Origin of the sequence: Cupriavidus oxalaticus (assembly GCF_016894385.1) — a bacterium.
Classification (GTDB): domain Bacteria; phylum Pseudomonadota; class Gammaproteobacteria; order Burkholderiales; family Burkholderiaceae; genus Cupriavidus; species Cupriavidus oxalaticus.
Genome location: NZ_CP069811.1, coordinates 1,841,214 through 1,859,572 on the forward strand (window position 1 = coordinate 1,841,214; position 18,359 = coordinate 1,859,572).

The following is an 18,359-nucleotide window of genomic DNA, read 5'->3' on the forward strand; positions in this document are numbered from 1 at the left end:
GGGGTTCAGGGATTTCTAGTGCATCCGGCCGTTGGCTGGCAGGCAGAGGGCGCGCAACAGCGCGGCCTGCACGGCTTCGGCAGCAAAGGTTCGCCAGCGGGCACAGACATGCTGGTCGGGACGGATCAGGTAGCAGGTGCCCGGGCGGCCGTCGTAGCGGCGCGCAGCCAGGCCTTCGGCGTCGATCACATGGCGCGGGCCATCGGGCAGTGCTGCTTGCGGCGCAGCCGGCTGGCCCGGCGGCACCACGCACAGCAGGCGCACCGGCACCGCGGCCGTTGCCAGCCGGCGGCGCGCATCGGCCGGGATCGCGCTGCCGTCGCCAAAGACAAGCAGCGTGAAGTCGTTGCCCGGTTCGCCTAGTTCGGCTAGTTCGCCGAGCAGCCAGCCCGGCTGCGCGTCGCCGTGGCGCTGCAGCGGCGCGTCCACGCACGGCGCGCCGGGCACCATCGCGCCCGCGAACACATCGCGGTCCGGCGTATTGAGCGGCGAATCCCCCAGCACCGTGGGCAGCGACAGCCGGCCGCTGTTGACCAGCTGGCGCGCAAACGCATGGCGGCGCGCCAGGCGCAGCACGGCATCGCGGAAGGTGCGGCTCATGGCGCTCTTGGGCGTGATGAAATCGGTGGAACGCGTCGAGTGGCGGATGTTCTCGTCGGCGGCGGCCTCACGCTCGCTGGCATAGCTGTCGAGCAAGGCATCGCCGGCGCGTCCGGCCAGCACCAGTGCCAGCTTCCACGCCAGGTTCTCGGCATCCTGCACGCCGCTGTTGGCCCCACGCGCGCCGAACGGCGAGACGCGGTGCGCGGCATCGCCCGCGAACAGCACGCGGCCGTGGCGGAAGGCATCCATGCGCTGGCAGCAGAAGGTATAGACGCTGACCCACTCCAGCGTGAAGGCCACGTCTTCCCCCAGCATGGCGCGGATGCGCGGGATCACGCGCTCCGGCTGCTTCTCGGTTTCGGGATCGGCATCCCAGCCCAGCTGGAAATCGAGGCGCCAGACATCGTCGGGCTGCCGGTGCAGCAGTGCGGAGCGGCCCGGGTTGAACGGCGGGTCGAACCAGAACCAGCGCTCGGCCGGGAACGGCGCGGCCATCTTCACATCGGCAATCAGGAAACGGTCGCGGAACACGCGGCCCTTGCTTTCCAGGCCAAGGCCCTGGCGCACCGCGCTGTGGGCGCCGTCGGCGGCCACCACGTAGCGCGCGTGCAGCACGTAGTCCCCGTCAGGCGTCGAGACCGTCAGCGCGACCTTGTCCTGGCCCGGCGCAACGCCGGTGACGCGATGGCGCCAGCGAAGCTCGATGCCGGGCAATTCGGCGGCGCGTTCGGCGAGGAAGCTTTCCAGGTAGTACTGCTGCAGGTTGACGAAGGCCGGCCGGCGATGGCCGGCCTCTGGCAGCAGGTCGAAGCGATACACCTGCTTGTCGCCGAAGAACACCTTGCCGACATGCCAGCTGACGCCCTTGGCCGCGACCCGTTCGCCGCAGCCGAGGCGGTCCAGGATATCCAGCGTGCGCTTGGCGAAGCAGATGGCGCGCGAGCCGGCGGCGAGCGTGTCGTCGTCATCCAGCACAACCACGGGAACGCCGCGTTGCGCCAGGTCGATCGCCGCAGTGAGTCCGACCGGCCCGGCGCCCACCACCGCCACCGGGCGGATCGCATGCGCAACCGCCGGCTGCGAGCGTTGCTCGGCGCCGGGCTGGTACGCGAAGGTGCGTGGCGGGTTGATGGTGTCCAAGGCGTCTCCATGCGGCGCTGCACTGGCGCCCCGGGAACCCTTTGATGGGCCCTGCCGGTCTGGGTGAGTTCGCTACGGAATTACGTATTCCGTAATTGATTTACTATATCGTAATCTCACAACACAGGCGTGTCAAACCCGCGTGGGCGAATGCGCAAGGCGGCGCACCCACTGGAGTTGTAGGCCGGAACTGGAAAAAGGGGAAAAGTGCGACGTCACCGCGCGTCAGGCATGGGACGCTGCGGTCTTAAGGAAGCCGGTTGGGAGCCGGGTGGAAAAAACGCAGGCAAGCCCCCGCGCGCAGGGATCGCGACGGCGTGATGGAAGCGTCGGGCGGCGCAGGCAGCGCCCGGGTCAATGACAACCGGCGCGGAGAGCGAGGCCGCGCCGCGCCGGTTGATGGTGGTCTGGAACGCCGTCCGCCTGCGTCGGCCCGTGGAGACGTGGCCGGCCAGGCGGCGGCCGGATCAGACCGGCTTGTGGCCTTCGCCGGGGCCGGGGCCGAAACCGCCGCCCTGCTGCGCCGGTGCCGCGGCGGGAGCCTGCGCACCGCCCGCGGCCGGCTGCCCGGCCATCGAGGCTGCCGTCACGCCGCCGTTGCGGCTGGCGATGAAGGCGTTGACGTCTGCTGCGAGATGCTGCGGGGCCAGCACCACTTCCAGGCCCAGCGCCTCGCAGGCAGCGAGGAATGTCGACATGCGGGGATCGGCTTGCCCCGATTCTGCCCGCAGGTAGGCTTCCCGCGAGATGCCCGCTTTGCGGGCGACGTCCTCTTGCTTGAGCTTGCGCGCGCGGCGCAGCGCCCGCAGTTGCCGGAACGGTTCGCTAGCGCCTCTTGGCACGGCTGTACTGTTCATGTCGGTCTCCAGTCACCAATGAAAAAAAGTGCGCGGACGTGCATTCGAGTATAGAGCACGCAAAGCATTCCGTATGTAACCGCCGAAACACTTTGTGCAGATTTCTTCCAAGTCCGCGATTCGCCTCTTGCCCCGGCCGGCAAACGGAAGGCAAAAGGCCGCATCCTGCACAACATCGCCGCATCGCAAGGAAACTAACGACCCTTGGCGGTTCGCGTTGACGTCACACGCCCTGCGTATGACGTTATGGCCTTCGCTGCACAAGTTCGCAAGTCGGGGCAACTACCATGCATCCGGTTTCGTTGACAAACCGACCGGTCGTGCTATTCTTCTCTGCATGCAAAAGGGACAACTCACCCGCCACGCCATCATCCAGCAGGCGTTCGATACCGCGGCCAAGGTCGGCTTCGAGCAGCTGTCGCTGGCCACACTCGCAGCGGACACCAGTATGTCCAAGAGCGGCCTGTATGCGCACTTCAAGTCCAAGGAGGCGCTGCAGCAGGCGGTGCTGGACCTCGCCATCGAACGCTTTGGCGACATCGTGGTGCGGCCGGCAATGCGCCAGCCACGCGGCATGCCGCGGCTGCAGGCCCTGTTCGACGGCTACCTGGAGTGGCTGGGCGGGACGGTGACGCAGGGCCGGTGCCTGTTCATGGCGCTGGGGCAGGAATACCGCGACCGGCCGGGCATGATCCGGGACCTGGTGGTGCAGTCGCTGAAGGACTGGCACAGCACCGTGGCACGCGTGGCGGGCGATGCGATCGACGAAGGCCAGTTCGGCACGGGCGTGGAACCGCGCCAGTTTGCCTTCGAACTGTCCGGCATCGGCATGGCGTTCCAGCAGTCGTTCAAGCTGCTGGGCCGCGCCGATGCCGAGGCCATGGCGCGGCGCGCGTTTGGCGCGCTGGTGGCACGCGCCGCCGAGGGCGCGACGCAGGGCTGACGGACAAAACCAGCAAGCGATATTGGCGCCGGCGCTATCCCGCCGGCGGGCAGCAACCTTCCGGCCGCTTTTTTTGCACCAAAAAAAGCACGACTGGTCGGTCTTAAAAATGCGCGCGGAGCGCCGCCGGCTTGCGCCGGCTCTGATGATGCCGCGCCAATCCAGTAACCGATTGGAGGTGCAGGTCGTGACGCAAGCAGTTTCTTCCTCTTCCCCGGCGGCTTCCGCCGGCCCGGCGCCGGTCGCCAAGGCACCGGGTAACCGACCCGCCGCACTGCCCGCTTGGCAACGGCTGCGCTGGCAGGCGGGCAGCCTGGTATCGCCATCCGCCACCGCGCGTGCGCTCGAGCGCCTCTGGTTCACGCCGCCGCGCGCCGCCCCGACGTCGGCGGCCCGCCGCTTCCTGGACAGCGCCCGCAGCGACTGGGCGCTGGTGACCGGTCAGGGGCCCAGCCGCCGCGTGCGCGTCTACCGTTGGGGCGATGCCGGCCCGGTGGTATTGCTCGCCCACGGCTGGGGCGGCCATGCCGGGCAATGGCATGCGGTGGCCGACAGCCTGGTGGCAGCCGGCATGCGGGTGGTCGCCTTCGATGCGCTATCGCACGGCGCTTCGGATGCAGGCACGCGCGGCGCGGCGCAGACCTCGGTACTGGAAATGTCGCGCTCGCTGCTGGCCGCCGCCTGGCACGCCGGCCCGGTCCACGCCGTGGTGGCGCATTCGCTGGGCGGGGCGGCCACCGCGCTGGCGCTGCGTGAGGGCCTGCCGGCACGCGCCGCGGTGCTGGTCGGCGCGCCGGCCGACATGCACGCCGCGTGCGCGGCGCTGGCCTGGCAGCTCGGCATCGCGCCGGCGGTCCTGGCCCGCATGCAGCGGCACAGCGAGCGCTGGCTCGGCATGCCGTGGTCGGCGTTCAACGTACCGGAGATCGGGCGCTCGCGTCCGGTGCCGCCCACGCTGGTGATCCATGACCGCGGCGACAAGGAGGTGCGCTGGGAAGACGGCGCCGCGATCGCCGGCGCCTGGCCCGGCGCGGAACTGGTCACCACCGAGGGGCTGGGCCATCGCCGCATCCTGCAGGACGCCGCCGTGATCGGCCGGATCGCCGACTTTGTCCGGCCCAGGGAAGCGGGCACAGAGATGGCCCCGGCCGCCGCCCTCGCAGTGAACTGAACGCGGAGAACATCATGTTCCTGGTAAGCAACGATATGACCGCCACCCTGCCCGCACGCAGTTCGCTGCGGCTGGTGGCCGATCCGGGCGAGCACGTCGCGGTGCGCTGCACCGAGGGCGAGCTATGGCTGATCCGTGACGGCGATCCGAAAGACACTTCCCTCGCCGCCAGCGAATCGTTCACGGTGCCGGAGGCTGGCACCATAGACCTCTATGCCGTCACCCGGGCCAGCTTGCGTGTCACGCGCTGCCGGACGGGGGCGGCGGGTACGCGCGGCTGGCGGCACTGGCTTGCTCGTTTTCTGCCGTCGCAACGTGCCGGCTATTCGGGTACACACCGCTGAGTCCCGCACCATTCGTTGCCGGCAGGTAAGCGCTTCGCGCGTTCGCGGATGGGAGGAGTTTCAGGCGGTTAATTGCATTATTTGTGACGAGCGGCGTTCCGCCCGCATCCGGCCCCGGCTCAGATCCGCAGCGCTGCCAGCATCCCGCGCGCGACCGGCTGCAGCCAGCCGCGCCGCCATGTCAGCGTGAAGGCAACGGCGATCGCTCCGGCCATCATCGCCAGCGCCCACAACAGCACGCCAAAGCCGGCGCCGTTGCCAGGCAGCGCGGCCACGGCGCCCAGGGCAACCAGCGCCCAGGCCGCCGCACGCAGGCGCAGGCGCGACCGATCCGGCAACTCGCCTTCCTGCCCCGACAACTCGTTCCAGTGCCGCTCGGTGGCGCAGGCAAACAGCACGAAGGCACCATACGCGCACAGCGTCAGCGCGATCAGCAACAGGTGGTCAAGCACGTTCGGCATGTTTTGCCTCCTCCAGGTTTGGTGCAGCCGCCGCGCGCGCCGCTTCCACTCGCCTGACGCGGCGTGCCGTCGTCAGGGCCAGTGCGCCGGTCAGCAGCAGCGCGATATCGACACCCGCCACGGCAAACTGCCCGCGCGCCAGCGCCAGCGGCAGCCAGTCGCCGGTGGTAATGCCGTTGCACACCGGCGCCGCCAGCGCCAGCGCGGCGATCGCCAGGCATTGCTGCCGCCACGGCACCAGCGTGCGGCTGCCTGGCCGCATCGCCACGCGCGCGTGGATGGCCGTGGCCAGCCAGACCAGGAAGAACAGCCCGGCCTCGATGAACTCGCGCGACGGCAGCGTCACCGGCAGCAATCGATTGGCCACCATCATCGCCAGCGTCGCGATCACCAGCCCGGTAGTCATGGCCGCGGTAACCGCGGCGGCCAGGCGCACGCCGCGCTCGCCATGGCGCGCATGGCGCTTGTCGAGCCAGTAGAGCTGCCCCGTGCCGATCAGCACGCAACCGGCCAGGCCGCCAAGGAAATACAGCCAGCGCAGCGGCCAGTGGTCGAAGGCGATGAAGTGCATGCCGGTCAGGAACCGCTGCGTGGTCGCCGCGGGCTGCAGCGGCGCGTGGTGCAGCAGCGCCCCGGTGGCGCCGTCGAAGTAGGCGGCGTCGTCCGCCAGGCTGACACGGTCGCCCACCGAGCGGCTGATCTTGACCACTGCGTTGGCGTCGCCCGGATTCCACATCCGGATCGCCGCCGGCGCCGCCCCGCCCCAGCGCGCGCGCGCGGCGTCGACCATCGGGCCGAGCGGCGCCATCGGTGCGGCCACGCCCGCAGCCGGCCGCGAATAGCCCGACAGGGCCTGCTCGTAGAAGGTGTTGGGCTGCTGGTACAGCGCGTTGATGCCGGCCGGGACCAGGATCATGTAGACGATGCAGATGCCGGAGAACGAAATCACCGCATGGAACGGCAGCGCCAGCACGCCGGTCAGGTTGTGCAGGTCGAGCAGGCTGCGCTGCAATTGCTTGCGCGGCCGGAAGGTGAAGAAATCGCGGAAGATGCGCACATGCACGATCACGCCAGACACGATCGCAGCCAGCATCGCCATCGCCGCGAGCCCCACCAGCCAGTAGCCTATGTTCCATACGCGCAGGTGCAGGTTGTAGTGCAGCGGATAAAAGAAGGACGACGCCCCCAGTGTGCCGGCATCCGGCAGCAGCGCGCCGGTGCGCGGATCGGCCAGCCGGATCTGTCCGCCGGCCGCGGCGTAGCGCACGCGCGCGATCATCACCGGCGTGCGCGCCTCGGGCAGCGTCACGGCCCATTCGCGCAGCGGCTTGCCGGCGGCGAGCGCGTCCACGGCGCGCGGTACCACAGTGTCGATATCGATGCCCGGCGGAGCGGCCTCGATGCGCGTGGCGGGCATCATCCAGCGGTCGATCTCGCGGTCGAACACCGCGACCGACCCCATGAAAAAGGCCACCATCAGCACGCCGCCGAGCAGCACGCCGATCCAGGTATGCGCCCAGGTCATGGCCTGGCGCAGCCCGCCTTCGTGGGCGGCGGTCTTGTTCGCCGCGGCGCGGCTATTGTTCTTGCGCACGGTCTTGCTCACGCCAGCCGCTCCCCGAGCCATTGCGCCGCGCCGGCGCCGATGGCCGCGCCGGCTACAAGCACCAGCCACACGCGCCACAGCCGCCGCGCCACCAGCGCCCATAGCGACATCAGCGGGAACAGCAGGAAGGCAAGCATCGAAAACCAGAGCACCGCTTCGCTGCGCGGCAAACCCAGGCGCCAGCCGAGCACGGCACCGCCGGCGGTGACGCCCCAGGTGAAAGCGTAGCTGCCGGCCAGCGCGGCCAGCGCGCGGGCGGTCATCGCCAGCGCCGGCCCCATGGCACCGCGCGGCGGCAGGGATGAGGGACTATTGTTCATTGGAATATCCAGCAACACGCGGCCGTCGTGGCGGTGCGCTTTTGCCGCACCGCCACGACGGCATCGCGCTTACATCTTCATGCGCACCGTGAACATCGCCGCGCGCGGCTGGCCATAGATATTGCCTTCGCGCGGGTTGTTGATCCGCGCATAGTAGCTGCGGTCGAACAGGTTGGTCAGGTTCAGGTCGGCCGAGACATGCTTGTTGAAGTCATAGCCGATTGCCGCATCGAAGGTCGCATAGCCGCCACGACGCAGCGTGACCGCGCCGATCGGTGCCGGGAACAGCGCGGTGTTCTGCACGTGGCTGACCGCCGTCATGCCGCCGCCGATGCGCCAGCGCTTGAAGTCGCCGGGCAGGCGGTATGTCGTCCACAGCTTGAACAGGTGCTTGGGCGCGATCGCCGAGAACGCCGTATTGACCTGGCCGGTGCGGTCCTGCAGGTCAGTGGTGACGTTGAAGGTATAGCCCGCGTAGACGGTCCAGCTCGGCGTGATGCGGCCGCTGGCCTCCAGTTCGAAGCCCTGGCTCTTGGTCTCGCCTTGCGACGCGTAGACTGGGTTGCTCGGGTTGGTGGTGTTGATGTAGTCGACCGTGGCGCGGCCGGTTTCACGCACCTGGAACAAGGCCAGCGAGGTGTTCAGCGCGCCTTCGAAGAACTCGCCCTTGACGCCGACTTCATACTGCTTGCCCTTGATCGGGTCGACCAGGTTGCCGCTTGCGGTCAGGTATTCGTCCTGCGGCTGGAAGATCTCCGAATAGCTGGCGTAGGCCGACCAGTGTTCGGTGAAATCGTAGATCAGGCCAGCGAACGGCGTGAACTTGGCGTCGATGCTGCTGTTGCGGGTGGTGCTGGCGGTGGCCGTGTACTGGCGCGCGCTGATGTCCCACCAGCTCAGGCGGCCGCCCAGGATCAGCGTCACCGGGTCCACGATCGAGAAGCGCGCGTCGCCGTAGACGCCGTACTGCTTGGTGGTGGTCTTGGTGCCCGCTCCGGTAAAGCTGAATACCGGCTTGATGAAGTCGCTGCGCGGGTCGTAGATATTGACCACCTGCGAGAACGCCGAGGCCGTATAGCGCGGGTCGCTGCGCGACGAATCCGAGTAGTTGAAGCCGACCAGCGCCTTGTGGCGGCGCCCGAACAGCGAGAACGGGCCGTTGGCGTACACGTCGAAGCTGCTCTGCTCCTGCGTGGTATGCGTTCCCGCGGCGAACAGCGTCGTGGTGTTGACGCCCGGGACCACCGGCGCATAGGCATAGGCCTGCTCGCGATGCAGGCGGTTGTTGAGGTAGCGCAGCGCGCCCTTGACCTGCCAGCCGCTGTCGAACTTGTGCTCCAGCTCGGCAAAGGCGGAGGTAGTGTAGAAGTGGTCGCGGTTCCAGTCAGCGCCCAGGTAGGTGGAGCGCGACACGTCCAGCAGGCTCGCCTGGCGCGTGACGGGGTTGTAGAAGGCCGGCAGCGTCCACGGCTGCCGGCCCTCGGAATCCTGGTAGCTGGCGCCCACCGTCACCATGGTGCTGGGCGTGATGTCGTACTCGACCACGCCATACAGCGCACCGGTGCGCATATTGGCCTTGTCGATGAACGAATCCTTGTCCTGGAAGGCGCCGGTCAGGCGCGCGCGCAGCGTGCCGTCGGCGTTCAGCGCGCCGCCCGCGTCGATCTCCGCGCGATAGTTGTTCCACGACCCCACCGACAGCGCGCCCTGCACCTGCGCCTCGCGCGTGGGCTTCTTGCGCACCAGGTTGATGGCGCCGCCGGTCTTGCCGGCGCCGGAGAGCAGGCCGGACGGGCCCTTCAGCACTTCGACGCGGTCGATCATCGACATGTCGGGCTGCACGGTGTTGCGCCAGTCATACTTGGTCGGCACGCCGTCCAGCAGGAAGGTGTCGATCTCCAGCCCGCGCGAATAGAAGATGGAGCGCTCCTGGTCGCGCTTTTCCACCACCACGCCGGTGGCCTGCGCCAGCGCGTCTTCCAGCGTCACCAGGTTCTGTTCCCGGATGCGCTCGCTGTTGATCACGGTCACCGATTGGGGCACCTCGCGCGCGGTCAGCGGCACCTTGCTGCCGGCCGTCGTCGGCGGGTTGACCGGATTCTCGCGCACACCGTTGACCGTCACCGCCGGCAGCGCATGCTCCGTCGGCTTGGCGGCGGTCGCTGCCGGCGTGGTTCCCGTGGTGGCTTCCTGTCCAAAGGCCGATGCGCTGAAGACCAGGCCGACCGCGGCCGGGATCCAGCGCATGGCGGTGCGGCACGACGGTGCGGTTCCGTTCCGTGCCGCCCGCGCGCGTGCGTTCGCGCGTCTGTTGCTGTGTTTCATGCCCTTCTTACTCCCCTGCTCTGTTGTGTTAATGAAATTGGCCATGCGCACCGGCTGGCGGACGGATGGCCCGCCGCCGAGGCGCGATCTTGTTCTTGTGTTCAGTGCGTGCCGGCGTGCGCGACCCGCGCCGGGCGGCTTCGCGCCGGCTCCGGCGCCATCACGCTTGCTTCGCCCTCGCCAGTGCCCAGCACCGCCGCGGCAATCTCCTGCGCACGCACCGCCAGCACCGACAGCAGCGTGTCCGACAGCCCGTGCGTGGCTTCGCAGCAGCCCTGCAGGAACACGCCGGCCTGGCAGCCCGGCGCCATCTGCAGCCGGTAGTCGCGGTCGGCCTGGAAGCCCTTGGCGTCGTCCAGGTAAGACGCCAGCGGCGCCAGCAGCGACTGGTGCAGCTCGCGCCGGTAGCCGGTGGCGAGGATCACCGCGTCATAGCGCTGCAGCTGGTGCGCGCCGTCATCGCGGCGCGCGATGTCGAGCCGCACCCCGTCGGCGTCGGCCTCGGCGTGGCGCGCCTCGCAGCCGGCCAGCAGGCGGTGGCGCACGCGGCCGGTGACCTTCTGCTGGTACAGCACCTCATAGATGGCTTCGATCAGGTCGGTATCGACCACCGCGTAGTTGGTGTTGCCGAATTCGCTCAGCAACTGCTCGCGCTCGTTGGGCGCGCGCGAGAACAGGTAGTCGATGTAGCGCGGGTTGAAGATCTCGTTGACGAACGGGCTGTCGTCCGCCGGCTTCAGCGCCGGTGCCCGGCTGACCAGGTCGACCTCGATACCGCCTTCGCGGCCGTGCAGGTCGAGGAAGATCTCCGCGGCGCTCTGCCCCGAGCCGATCACCGCGACGCGGCGCACCGGCCCCGCCTGCGCGAGTCGCTCCAGCGACGTCAGGTAATTCGAAGAATGGAACACGCGCGCATGCCCGCGCAGCGGCACGAAGGTGTCGGGGATGCTGGGCGCGCCGCCCACGCTGACCACCACGTTGCGCGCGCGTCGCACCGCCAGCGCGCCGTCGGCCGCGCGCGAGGTCACGCGCAGGCACGCCAGGGCCCCTTTGCCGGCGGTCTCGGGCTCGACCGAGACCACTTCCTCGCCGTAGTGGCAGGTGTCGGCAAAGTCCGCCGCCACCCACGACAGGTAGTCGTTGAACTCGTAGCGGCTGGGGTAGAAGGTGCGGGTATTGATGAAATCCAGCAGCCGCTCGCGCTCGTGCAGGTAGTTGATGAAGGTATAGCGGCTGGCCGGGTTGCGCATCGTGACCAGGTCCTTCAGGAACGAGATCTGCATGCGGCTGTTGTCGAGCAGCATGTTGCCGTGCCAGATGAAGCCGGGCTTCTTCTCGACAAAGCCGAAGCGGAACGGCGCCTGCTGCGGCAGCATCTCGCGCAGCGCCACGGCCAGCGCGAGGTTGGACGGGCCGAAGCCGATGCCGAGCAGGTCGAGCACGGGGGGTGCGCCGGTATCCACGGTACCCGGGCGGGCACCGTTCGCGGCGAAGGTGGAAGCTGAGTAGAGCATTGGGGTCTCCTTTCGCGGCGGGAAAGTCAGGCGGCAACCGCGGCAAGCACGGCAAGTTCTGCGGCGGCTTGCGCCGGCGCCTCTTCCTGCGGCACCCACAGGCGCTCGCCGAAGAAGCGTTCGCGCAGCAGCATCACCAGCATGGCGCGCTTGTGCGGGAAGTCGAAGGCCTTGACCTTGGCAAAGCCCGAGCGGTCCAGGTTGCGGATCTGCTGCACGTGGTCGATGCGGGGTTCGCCGACGATGCGCTGCGTGCGCGGATCGTCGAGGAAGATGTAGTGCATCAGCGACGGCAGCCAGGCGCTGATATACGCCTTGCCGCGGATCTCGCCGTCGCCGATCAGCACGTGCCAGCCGCGGTCAAAGTCGTCGGCGTCGTAGTACGGGCCGATGCGGTTTTCCCTGGCCCAGTACACCTCGAAGTAGGCGAAGGGCTTGCCGTCCAGGCAGCCGATCAGCGGGATCGTGTGCGGGTCATCGAGCTGCGCCTGCAGGTAATCGCGATGCCTGGCCAGGTCGCCCTCCTCCTGCCAGAACACCGCCACGCGCGGGTCGTTCATCCAGCCGTGGAAGCACTGCAGGTCGGCATCGAGGTCGGCAACGCGCATCGAGAACACCTGGTCGAGCCAGGGAATATGGCGCGCATAGACCTGGCCGGTCGGCTTGGGCGCGCGCAGCGGATGGCGCTTGCCCGCGCTCATGGCGTACTGCAGCGGGAAGTCGCGGCCCGAGGAGCCGGTGTGCCACAGCGCCGGCAGCTGCCACAGTTGTTCCACGCGCGACACCAGCTGCCCCTGCGCATCGCGTACCGCACTGCCCTCGCGCAGCATGGCGGCGGCGAGGGCCTCGGGCACGTCCAGCGCAATCGCTTCGGCGGCTGGGGTGCGCGCCAGCGCCGCTTCGCAGGCGGCGAACGTGGCGGCGCGTGCCAGCGGATGGTCCGGCGTGGTGCCGGCAAGCGCGAGGCGCGGCTGCACGCCCGGCGTGAACTGCCACGCCTGCAGCGGCGCGCCGTCCAGGCTGAGCCGCAGCGTGGCGCCTTCCCACTGGCTTTGCAGGGTGGCGGTGGATGCGGTGGATGCGGACGACCAGGGCTCGCCGGCGACGGCATGGGTCATCGAAGACGCGGTACTTTGCATTTGAGCTGACTCCCTCTGAATGTTGGCGCGCGCCATGCGGCAGCCTGTTGTTCGTTTTGCTCGCTGCCGCCGGCATCGGTGCCGGCGGCGGCGCTGTCGGCACGGATCACGCCGCTGTCGCAGCGGATCACGCGGTCGGCCACGTGGAAATAGCGGTCGTCGTGGCTGACCGCGACGATGGTCTTGCCGCTGCGCTTGAGTTCCGGCAGCAGCGATTCATAGAAGTAGGCGCGGAATACCGGGTCCTGGTCGGCAGCCCATTCGTCCAGCAGCAGCACCGGCCGCGCCTCGACATAGGCCGCCAGCAGCGCCAGCCGCTTGCGCTGGCCCTGCGACAGCTGCGTGGTCGACAGCAGGTCGTCGCGGATCGCGACCTTGTGGTCCATATGCAGCCGCTTGAGGAAGGCATTGGCCACCGCGGCGTCGAACTTGCCGTCCGGCCCCACCAGCCGCGCGAACAGGTGCGCGTTGGAGAAGACCGTGGCGAAATGGCTGCGATACCAGGGCAGTTGCGCCGCGCCCACTGTGGTGCCGGCCAGCGACACGCTGCCGGCCGTGGGCTGGTACAGGCCCGCCAGCAGCTTCATCAGCGTCGATTTGCCGCTGCCGTTGCCGCCGACGATGAACACCGTCTCGCCGGCGGCCAGCGTCAGCGACACCGGGCCCAGCCGGAAGCCGCGCTCGTCGCCCTGCTCCGGGTAGTCGTAGCGCACATCCCGCAGCGCCAGCAGCGGCGCGCCCGGAGCCGGAGGCGTGGCGGCGGCATTGTGGCTGGCATGCAGCGCAAAATCCTCCGTGTACGGCGCCAGCCGCAGCGTGTCGATCTTGCGCAGCGCGACGTTGCCGGTCATCAGGATCGGCAGCGTGCCGACCAGGTCGTTCAGCGGCATGCGCAGGAACATCAGCACCAGCACGAAGGCGGTGATGCGCTCGCGCGCAATGCCCAGCGCATCGCCGGCGATAAAGATCGCGCAGGCCAGCCCCAGGATCAGCGCCGCGGTGAACGACAGGCTCAGCACCCAGTAGCGGTCGGCGCGCACCTCATGCGCACGCGCAAACTCGGCGGCGGGCTCGAAGTCGCGCTGGTAGAAGCTCTGCTTGCGCCAGGCGTTCAGCGCGAGTTCGTAGCGGCCGTCGATGGCGCCCTGGTAGCCCGCATAGAGGCGGTCGTCGGTGTCGCGCACGGCCTTCATCAGCCCGCGCATGCGCAGCACCCAGCGCTGCGCCAGCAGCACGCCGCCGCCCAGTACCACGGCGCCGAGCACGAACAGCTGCCACGACAGCCAGCCCAGGTACAGCAGCCCGCCCGCCACCAGCACGCCGTTGTAGAACACGAACGGCACGCGGTTGAAGGCCATGCCGATCGAGGCGATGTCCTTGGTCAGCATGGCATAGACGGTGGGACCGCCGATCGCTTCCAGGCGCTCGACGTCGGTGTCGAGCACGCGCTTGAGCATGCGCAGGCGCATGTCGTAGACCACGCGGTGGCCCAGCGCGGTCAGCAGCGCCTGCGAGCCGAAGCCGCAGCCGAACAAGACGGCCAGGAGGCCCAGCAGGATGCCGATGCGGCCAGCTTCAAGCGCGGCCGGCGCGGCAATCATGCGGTTGATCTCGGCGATCAGCGCGATGCCGGCGAGCGCGCTGCAGGTACCCGCGGCCAGCGCCAGCAACAGCAGGCCGCCAAAGCGGCGGCGCAATGACAGGAACAGGTTCACAGGGTCTCCAGCAGGTCGTTCATGAAGGCCAGGTCGGCGCCGGCATCGCGCCGGCCGGCCTGGTCGATCGCCGCGGCCATGTCGCGCAGCGCCGGCGCGGCAAACAGCGCCGGCAGCGCCAGCTCGCAACCCATCTGCTCGCGGATGCGGGTCTGCAGCCGCACCAGCAGCAGCGAATGGCCGCCCAGCAGGAAGAAGTCGTCGTCGGCGCCGGCCTCTGTCACGCCCAGCACCGCGCACCACAGCGCGGCCAGGGCGTGCTCGGTGGGCGTCGACAGCGCGGCCGCGGCGCGCGGGGCTGCCGGCTCCGGCAGCGCCTGGCGGTCGACCTTGCCGTTGGCATTGAGCGGCAGCGCGTCGAGGCGCGTCAGGCTGGACGGCACCATGTAGCCGGGCAGTTGCTCGCGCAGGCGTGCCAGGATGGTGTCGTCGGACGCTTCGGCACCGGCCGTGTAGTAGGCGCACAGCCGCGCCATGCCGTCCGGGCCGGGGCGGGCCACGCACACGGCGTGCTGCACGCCCGGGCAGGCGGCCAGCACCGCCTCGACCTCGCCCGGCTCGACGCGGAAGCCGCGCACCTTGACCTGGTGGTCGCGGCGGCCGAGGAACTCGACGATGCCGTCGGCGCGCTTGCGTGCCAGGTCGCCGGTGCGGTAGAGCCGGTCCCCCGCCATGGCGCCGGGCGTGCCCTGGGGGAACGGGTTGGGCACGAAAGCCGCGGCGGTGCGCGACGGGTCGGCGGCATAGCCGCGCGCCAGGCCGGCACCACCGATATAGAGCTCACCGGCCACGCCCGCGGGCACCGGCTCCAGACGCGCGTCCAGCACGTAAAGCTGGTTGTTGGCGAGCGGATGCCCGACCGGCGCCACCGCCCATGCGGGCATGCCTTCGCCCTCGCCCGCCAGCGCATGCGCGGCGGACCAGACCGTGGTCTCGGTGGGGCCGTAGACGTTGCAGACTTCGGCGCCACGCGCCAGCAGCGCCGCCGCCAGCTCGCGCCCCAGCGCCTCGCCGCCGCACAGCACGCGCAGGCCCTGCCATGCCGGCGTGGCCTGTGCGACCAGCATCTGCCAGGTGGCCGGCGTGGCCTGCATCACGGTGATGCCGTGGTCGGACATCAGCGCCGCCAGCCGCGCCGGATCGCGCGCGTCGTCGCGCGTGGCGATCACCACGCGGGCGCCGCCGGCCAGCGGCAGGAACAGTTCCAGCCCGGCGATATCGAAGCCCAGCGTAGTCACCGCCAGCAGGCGGTCGTTGCCTTCCATCGGCACCACCGGCGCCATCGCGCGCAGGAAGTTGGCAAAGGCCGCGCGCGCGATCTGCACGCCCTTGGGCGTGCCGGTCGAGCCGGAGGTGTAGAGCGTGTAGGCGAGCTGCGCCGGATGGCAGTCCACCGCGGGGGCGGTCGCCGGCGCCGCATGCCACGGCGGCGTGCCGTCGTCGACCAGCACCACGCCGGCGCTGTCGCCCAGCGCCGCACGCGTGCCTGCCGCCGCGAGAATCAGGCGCGGGCTGGCGTGGCGCAGGATGTGGGCGTTGCGCGCGGGCGGATGATGCGCGTCGATCGGCAGGTAGGCGGCGCCCGCCTTGAGGATGCCGAGCAGCACCGCCACCAGTTCGGGCGTACGCGGCAGGCAGACGCCGACCAGCGTATCGGTGTCCACCTGCTGTCCCGCCAGCCAGTGCGCGATGCGGTTGGCGCTGGCTTCCAGCTCCGCATAGGTCAGGCTGGCGCTGCCGTCGGTAATGGCGATGGCGTCCGGCGTGGCCGCGGCGGCGCATGCGATGCGTGCCACCACGTCGTCTTCGGCGTCGAAGGCCAGGCCGGTGTCGTTGGCACAGGCCAGCACCTGGGCGCGCTCGCTTGCGTCCATCAGCGGCAGCGCGTCGAGCGGCACGTCGGGAGACGCCAGCATCGCGCCGAGCAGTTGCCCGTAGTGCCGGGCCATCCGTTGCGCCGTCGCTTCGGCGAACAGCGCGGCATCGTATTCGAGCGTGGCCACCACGCGCGTGGCGCTGGCCTGCAGGTCGAGCGTGACGTCGAACTTGGCGCTGTCGTCGGGCACCGGCAGTGCGCTCGCCTGCAGGCCGGGCAGCGCCAGCGTCGCGGCTTCGCCCATCTGCAGGTTGAACATGGCCTGGAAGACCGGCGTGCGGCTGGGGTCGCGCGCCGGCGCAAGCTTGTCGACCAGCAGCTCGAACGGCAGGTCGGCATGGTCGAGCGCGGCACGCGCGTCGTCGCGCACCTGCTGGCACAGCGCGCGGCCGGTCAGCCCTGGTGCCAGCCGTGCGCGATAGACCTGGGTATTGATAAAGCAGCCGACCAGGTCGTCGAGTTCCTCATGGGTGCGCGCGGCATTGGGCACGCCGACCGCGAAATCGGACTGGCCGCTGTAGCGCGCCAGCAGTGCCTGCCATGCCGCCAGCAGCACGGCGAACGGCGTGGTGCGGCCGCCGCTGCAGTAGTCGCGCAGCGCTGCCGCCACACTGCCGGAGAGTGTCCAGCGGATGCGCCCGCCCTTGCCTGCGGGACGCGCCGGGCGCGGGGCGTCGAGCGGCAGTTCCAGCGCGGGAATGCCTGAGCCCAGCCGCTGCGCGCAGCGCGCCAGCGCGGCGTCGAGGGCAGGTCCCGCCAGCCGTTCGCGCTGCCACGCGGCGTAGTCCGCGTACTGCACCGGCAGCGGTGCCCAGCCCGGGTCGGTGCCATCCAGCGCGGCGCCATAGGCGCGGGCCAGGTCGCGCGCCAGGATCGGGTTGGACCAGCCGTCGGAGACGATGTGGTGCATGGCCAGCACCAGCACGTGGGCGCCGTCGTCCAGTTGGGCCACGGTGACCCGGAATGGCGCGGCGGCGTGCAGGTCGAACACGCGCGCGGCTTCGCGGCGCAGCAATGCGTCAATCCCGCCTGCGGGCAGGTCGACCCATTGCACGGCGGGTGCCGCGTCGCCGACCAGCTGGCAGGGCTCGCTGTCGCCGGCCGAGAAACGGGTACGCAGCACGGCGTGGCGCGAGGTCACCAGCGCCAGCGCCCGCTCCAGCGCCGGCGCCGACAGCGGCCCCTGCAGGCGCCACGCGCGCACCAGGTTGTAGGCGGTGCTGTCCGGCGCGTAGCGCTGCAGGAACCACAGCCGCTGCTGGGCGAAGGAGAGCGGCGCCGGGCCATGCGCGGCGCGCGCGCGGATCGTCAAATCGGGCTGCGTCATCGGGTCTTCTCCGGAGCGGCACTGCAGGCGCTGCTGGCCTGGCTGCCTCGACCCACGCAGGCCCGCCGCGGAACCGGCATGGCCGCAAGCGCTTCGCCGCCGCGGCATTGCCATGGCCGGCGGTCAGGAAAGCGCCCGGGTACGGGATTGTCTCTACAAATGCAATTGCGAATATACCTGATAATCATTCTCATCTTCAACTTGAAGGATGGCGTTGAATGCACAAATACAACGCCGTTCAGGGCTGCCTCTTGTCTGCTTTACTGCCGCTACCGCTGTTGCTTGAACTGTTTCCGGAACCGCTGCACCGATACGCCGAAGCCGTGTCGGCCGGCCCGCCCGCGCCCGCGGACATCGTCATCGCCACGCTCGGCGCGACGCCGGCAAGCGCCCTGGCCCGCGCGCTGCAGGCCAGCGCCGCGCACCACCGCAGCAACGATGCGCGCGTGACCGGCTCGGTCTGGGCGCGGCACGGTTTCTCGTCGCTGCTGCCCGGCGTGGTGGCTGCCGCCGCGCTGGCACACCACGTGCTGCCGCTGCGCGACGCAGCGATCCGGCCCGATGGGCACGGCCGCGCCGTGAGGCTGTTGTTGCCGCACGGCGGCGAGGCACTGCACGGCGCCCCGCCGCAGCAACGCTACGGCGCGCTGCTGGACAACCTGCTGGCGCCGCTGGTGCAGGCGCTGGCCGCGGCCAGCGGCGCGTCGCCCCGCTTGCTGTGGGCCAATGCCGGTGCCGTCGTCGCCGAGGTGTTCCGCCACGCGCCGGTCCTGCTGCAGCCGGGCCTGCCGGCCACCGAAGCCACGCTGGCGCACGATGCGGCGTGGCTGATGGACACCCGCACCCGCCCCGACGGCCGCGACAACCCGCTGCATGCGCCGATGCGCGCGCACCGCGTGAGCCGCGACGGCACCACCACCACGCTGTGGCTGCGCCGGCTGTGCTGCCTGCGCTACCGGCTGCACGGCTTCCCGCTGTGCGGCGACTGCCCGCGCCAGCTGCTGCGCTGAAACCATCA

Annotated in this window: 14 protein-coding genes; 4 read left to right on the forward strand and 10 right to left on the reverse strand. The window is 69.9% G+C overall.

Features of this window, described 5'->3' with window-relative positions; all coding sequences use genetic code 11:
• Positions 1–15: 15 nt before the first annotated feature.
• Both JTE92_RS08115 and JTE92_RS08120 read right to left on the reverse strand, forming a co-directional pair.
• Positions 16–1,743: an FAD-dependent oxidoreductase gene (locus JTE92_RS08115; RefSeq protein ID WP_063240656.1), complete on the reverse strand. Its 1,728-nt coding sequence runs from the start codon at positions 1,741–1,743 to the stop codon at positions 16–18.
• 467 nt (positions 1,744–2,210) lie between these two features.
• On the reverse strand, positions 2,211–2,600 hold the full coding sequence (locus tag JTE92_RS08120) for a helix-turn-helix domain-containing protein (protein WP_084254732.1): 390 nt from the start codon (positions 2,598–2,600) through the stop codon (positions 2,211–2,213).
• Positions 2,601–2,937: 337 nt separating this feature from the next.
• On the opposite strand from JTE92_RS08120, the gene JTE92_RS08125 reads away from it, so the two are divergent.
• From JTE92_RS08125 to JTE92_RS08135, 3 genes are all read left to right on the forward strand, one after another.
• Positions 2,938–3,543 (forward strand): TetR/AcrR family transcriptional regulator, encoded by a 606-nt coding sequence (locus tag JTE92_RS08125; protein ID WP_063240657.1) that lies wholly within the window; start codon positions 2,938–2,940, stop codon positions 3,541–3,543.
• Positions 3,544–3,730: 187 nt separating this feature from the next.
• Complete coding sequence (locus JTE92_RS08130) at positions 3,731–4,714, forward strand: alpha/beta fold hydrolase (protein WP_063240687.1); 984 nt, start codon at positions 3,731–3,733, stop codon at positions 4,712–4,714.
• A 14-nt stretch (positions 4,715–4,728) separates the two neighbouring features.
• Positions 4,729–5,058, forward strand: coding sequence for a DUF2917 domain-containing protein (locus JTE92_RS08135; protein ID WP_063240658.1), 330 nt, complete (start codon positions 4,729–4,731; stop codon positions 5,056–5,058).
• A gap of 119 nt (positions 5,059–5,177) precedes the next feature.
• Here JTE92_RS08135 and JTE92_RS08140 read toward each other — a convergent pair whose 3' ends face one another.
• The 8 genes from JTE92_RS08140 to JTE92_RS08175 all read right to left on the reverse strand — a co-directional run bounded on the left by JTE92_RS08140 (position 5,178) and on the right by JTE92_RS08175 (position 17,341).
• A complete protein-coding gene (locus tag JTE92_RS08140; RefSeq protein WP_063240659.1) occupies positions 5,178–5,519 on the reverse strand; it encodes a DUF3325 domain-containing protein in 342 nt (113 codons plus the stop codon).
• On the reverse strand, positions 5,503–7,125 hold the full coding sequence (locus JTE92_RS08145) for a PepSY-associated TM helix domain-containing protein (protein WP_063240660.1): 1,623 nt from the start codon (positions 7,123–7,125) through the stop codon (positions 5,503–5,505). The genes JTE92_RS08140 and JTE92_RS08145 overlap by 17 nt, the downstream gene beginning before the upstream one ends.
• Positions 7,122–7,445, reverse strand: coding sequence for a hypothetical protein (locus JTE92_RS08150; RefSeq protein ID WP_147318607.1), 324 nt, complete (start codon positions 7,443–7,445; stop codon positions 7,122–7,124). The genes JTE92_RS08145 and JTE92_RS08150 overlap by 4 nt, the downstream gene beginning before the upstream one ends.
• Before the next feature lie 69 nt (positions 7,446–7,514).
• Complete coding sequence (locus tag JTE92_RS08155; protein ID WP_063240662.1) at positions 7,515–9,692, reverse strand: TonB-dependent siderophore receptor; 2,178 nt, start codon at positions 9,690–9,692, stop codon at positions 7,515–7,517.
• Between the two features lie 179 nt (positions 9,693–9,871).
• A complete protein-coding gene (locus tag JTE92_RS08160; RefSeq protein ID WP_116386922.1) occupies positions 9,872–11,284 on the reverse strand; it encodes a lysine N(6)-hydroxylase/L-ornithine N(5)-oxygenase family protein in 1,413 nt (470 codons plus the stop codon).
• A 26-nt stretch (positions 11,285–11,310) separates the two neighbouring features.
• Positions 11,311–12,423, reverse strand: coding sequence for a GNAT family N-acetyltransferase (locus JTE92_RS08165; protein WP_063240663.1), 1,113 nt, complete (start codon positions 12,421–12,423; stop codon positions 11,311–11,313).
• On the reverse strand, positions 12,399–14,138 hold the full coding sequence (locus JTE92_RS08170; protein WP_063240664.1) for a cyclic peptide export ABC transporter: 1,740 nt from the start codon (positions 14,136–14,138) through the stop codon (positions 12,399–12,401). The genes JTE92_RS08165 and JTE92_RS08170 overlap by 25 nt, the downstream gene beginning before the upstream one ends.
• Positions 14,135–17,341, reverse strand: a complete 3,207-nt coding sequence (locus JTE92_RS08175) for a non-ribosomal peptide synthetase (RefSeq protein WP_063240665.1) — start codon at positions 17,339–17,341, stop codon at positions 14,135–14,137. Before JTE92_RS08175 ends, JTE92_RS08170 begins: the two co-directional genes overlap by 4 nt.
• Before the next feature lie 278 nt (positions 17,342–17,619).
• On the opposite strand from JTE92_RS08175, the gene fhuF reads away from it, so the two are divergent.
• Positions 17,620–18,351 (forward strand): siderophore-iron reductase FhuF, encoded by a 732-nt coding sequence (gene fhuF, locus JTE92_RS08180; protein ID WP_063240666.1) that lies wholly within the window; start codon positions 17,620–17,622, stop codon positions 18,349–18,351.
• Positions 18,352–18,359 lie beyond the last annotated feature (8 nt).

Bases quoted from the DNA above. Each gene is read 5' to 3' on its own strand.
- JTE92_RS08120 (WP_084254732.1), bottom strand. From the start codon at position 2,600: ATGAACAGTACAGCCGTGCCAAGAGGCGCTAGCGAACCGTTCCGGCAA.
- JTE92_RS08125 (WP_063240657.1), top strand. From the start codon at position 2,938: ATGCAAAAGGGACAACTCACCCGCCACGCCATCATCCAGCAGGCGTTC.
- JTE92_RS08135 (WP_063240658.1), top strand. From the start codon at position 4,729: ATGTTCCTGGTAAGCAACGATATGACCGCCACCCTGCCCGCACGCAGT.
- JTE92_RS08140 (WP_063240659.1), bottom strand. From the start codon at position 5,519: ATGCCGAACGTGCTTGACCACCTGTTGCTGATCGCGCTGACGCTGTGC.
- JTE92_RS08150 (WP_147318607.1), bottom strand. From the start codon at position 7,445: ATGAACAATAGTCCCTCATCCCTGCCGCCGCGCGGTGCCATGGGGCCG.
- JTE92_RS08155 (WP_063240662.1), bottom strand. From the start codon at position 9,692: ATGCGCTGGATCCCGGCCGCGGTCGGCCTGGTCTTCAGCGCATCGGCC.
- JTE92_RS08160 (WP_116386922.1), bottom strand. From the start codon at position 11,284: ATGCTCTACTCAGCTTCCACCTTCGCCGCGAACGGTGCCCGCCCGGGT.
- JTE92_RS08165 (WP_063240663.1), bottom strand. From the start codon at position 12,423: ATGCAAAGTACCGCGTCTTCGATGACCCATGCCGTCGCCGGCGAGCCC.
- JTE92_RS08175 (WP_063240665.1), bottom strand. From the start codon at position 17,341: ATGACGCAGCCCGATTTGACGATCCGCGCGCGCGCCGCGCATGGCCCG.